The 2,255-nt window shown below is 47.5% G+C and carries 2 protein-coding genes; both read left to right on the plus strand.

Going from position 1 to position 2,255, the window contains the following annotated elements; all coding sequences use genetic code 11:
- Nucleotides 1-156: 156 nt before the first annotated feature.
- Nucleotides 157-609 carry a beta-galactosidase subunit beta gene (locus R7E47_RS24050; RefSeq protein ID WP_140053059.1) on the plus strand — a complete coding sequence of 151 codons (453 nt, stop codon included), beginning with the start codon at nucleotides 157-159 and terminating at the stop codon, nucleotides 607-609.
- 78 nt (nucleotides 610-687) lie between these two features.
- Nucleotides 688-2,121 (plus strand): amino acid permease, encoded by a 1,434-nt coding sequence (locus tag R7E47_RS24055; protein ID WP_318085154.1) that lies wholly within the window; start codon nucleotides 688-690, stop codon nucleotides 2,119-2,121.
- The last annotated feature ends 134 nt before the right edge of the window (nucleotides 2,122-2,255 follow it).

Raw genomic sequence — 2,255 nt, forward strand, 5'->3', positions numbered from 1 at the left:
GACTCTTACCGCGTGTATATGGATGCATTCCGCTACGGCCTCACTCTGATGCCATTGCAAGCAGGCGATTGCAGCGCGCAAGTCATGGCAAACCATGATTTCGACAACGCATTTTTCACTTCAACCGATACCAAAATCGTTAACGAGGCGTAACCCATGATCGTGTTAGACAGCTTAGAGCAATTCAAACAGGTATATCGCAACGGTCGTAAATGGAACCGCTGTGTGGAAGCCATTGGCAACATCGGCAACATCAAAGATGGCGTGATGCACTCGATTGGCGATTCACTGGTTTACATGGTTGAAGATGGCATCGCGAAACAAACCGAAACGTTCATCGGTAACCGTCGTTACTTCGATGTGCATTACTACCTCGAAGGTCGAGAAACCGTTGAGTTCGCGGATAAAACCGCGTTAACCCTAGAACAAGCTTATCGTGATGAAACTGACCGCGAGTTTTTTTCTGGTCAGGGTGAAATACGCGAGCTTTGCGAAGGCCAAGTGGCGATTTTTGAAAACAGTGAAGCGTACCGCTTCCACGGAGACAACCGCGTAAGAAAAGTGGTGCTCAAAGTGACCATCGAAGATGGCTACTTCCTAAATAAATAAAACAAGAGAAGGGCTGTGGTCACAGCATTACAAGCCCTTCCTCCCTACAATTCCAACGTGATTCACCGGAGATAGAACATGTCTGAATCCAAACGTAATACGATAGGCAAATTCGGGTTGTTGTCCCTCACCTTTGCCGCAGTATTTAGCTTTAATAACGTAATCAATAACAACATCGAGATCGGTCTAGCTTCTGCGCCAATGTTCTTTCTGGCGACCATTTTTTATTTCATTCCTTTCTGTTTGATCATCGCAGAATTCGTATCTCTGAATAAAGATTCTGAAGCGGGGGTCTACGCATGGGTAAAAAGCTCACTTGGCGGTCGCTGGGCGTTTATCTCTGCCTACACTTACTGGTTCGTTAACCTATTCTTCTTCACGTCCTTGCTGCCGCGTGTTATCGCTTATGCGTCTTACGCGTTCTTGGGCTATGAATACATTCTGACGCCATTCACCACTACCGTGCTCAGTATGATGTTGTTTGCGTTTGCGACCTACGTATCGACAAACGGCGCGAAAATGTTGGGGCCAATTACGTCGGTGACCTCCTCCCTCATGCTGCTACTGACAATGTCGTACATTTTACTGGCTGGCGCAGCGTTGATCGGCGGCGTAGAACCGGCTGATCCAATTACCGTAGAAGCGATGATCCCTGATTTCAGCTGGGCATTTTTAGGCATTACTACATGGATCTTTATGGCGGCAGGCGGTGCGGAATCGGTCGCGGTTTACGTAAACGATGTGAAAGGCGGCTCGAAATCGTTCGTTAAAGTCATCATCATCGCAGGTATCTTTATCGGCGTGCTTTACTCAGTTGCGTCTGTTTTGATTAACGTGTTTGTTCCTAGCGAAACCCTAAAATACACGGGCGGATCGGTTCAAGTATTTGAAGGTTTGGCTGCGTACTTTGGTTTGCCAGAAATATTGATGAATCGCTTCGTAGGCTTGGTATCCTTCACCGCTATGTTTGGCTCTCTACTGATGTGGACAGCAACGCCAGTGAAAATCTTCTTCTCTGAGATTCCAGAAGGCATTTTTGGTAAGAAAACCGTAGAGCTGAACGAAAACGGCGTGCCAGCTCGCGCAGCTTGGTATCAGTTCCTTATCGTTATCCCACTGATGATCATCCCAACATTAGGTTCTAACACCGCTCAAGATCTGATGAACACCGTAATCAACATGACGGCAGCCGCCTCGATGCTGCCACCACTGTTCATCATGTTGGCATACCTGAATCTGCGCTTGAAACTGGATCACGTCGAGCGTGATTTCAAAATGGGCTCACGCAAAATGGGCATCGCTACCGTATCGGTACTGATCGCTATCTTTACGGTTGGTTTCTTAGCATCGACCTTCCCTACTGGGGCCGACATCATGACCATCATTTTCTACAACGTTGGCGGTATCGTGATTTTCCTTGGCTTTGCTGGGTGGAAGTACAGCCAATACGAGAAATCATTGAATCAGGAAGAGCGTATAAAAGAAGCCGCGCCAGCTTCGCAAGCGGTATAACACAGACTCTCAATGACAAACATTCTGGGCACCCTTTGGTGCCCTTTGTTATATGTGAGAGGTGATGGTCGAAGAAACCAACTCGCGTAGCCAAATGCCTTTGTCTTCATTGTTTCGGCTGGAATGCCACAGCA

Origin of the sequence: Vibrio sp. Vb1026 (assembly GCF_033338745.1) — a bacterium.
Taxonomy (GTDB): domain Bacteria; phylum Pseudomonadota; class Gammaproteobacteria; order Enterobacterales; family Vibrionaceae; genus Vibrio; species Vibrio alginolyticus.

Excerpts from the sequence above, each read along its gene's own strand:
- R7E47_RS24050 (WP_140053059.1), top strand. The coding sequence starts at position 157 with ATGATCGTGTTAGACAGCTTAGAGCAATTCAAACAGGTATATCGCAAC.
- R7E47_RS24055 (WP_318085154.1), top strand. The coding sequence starts at position 688 with ATGTCTGAATCCAAACGTAATACGATAGGCAAATTCGGGTTGTTGTCC.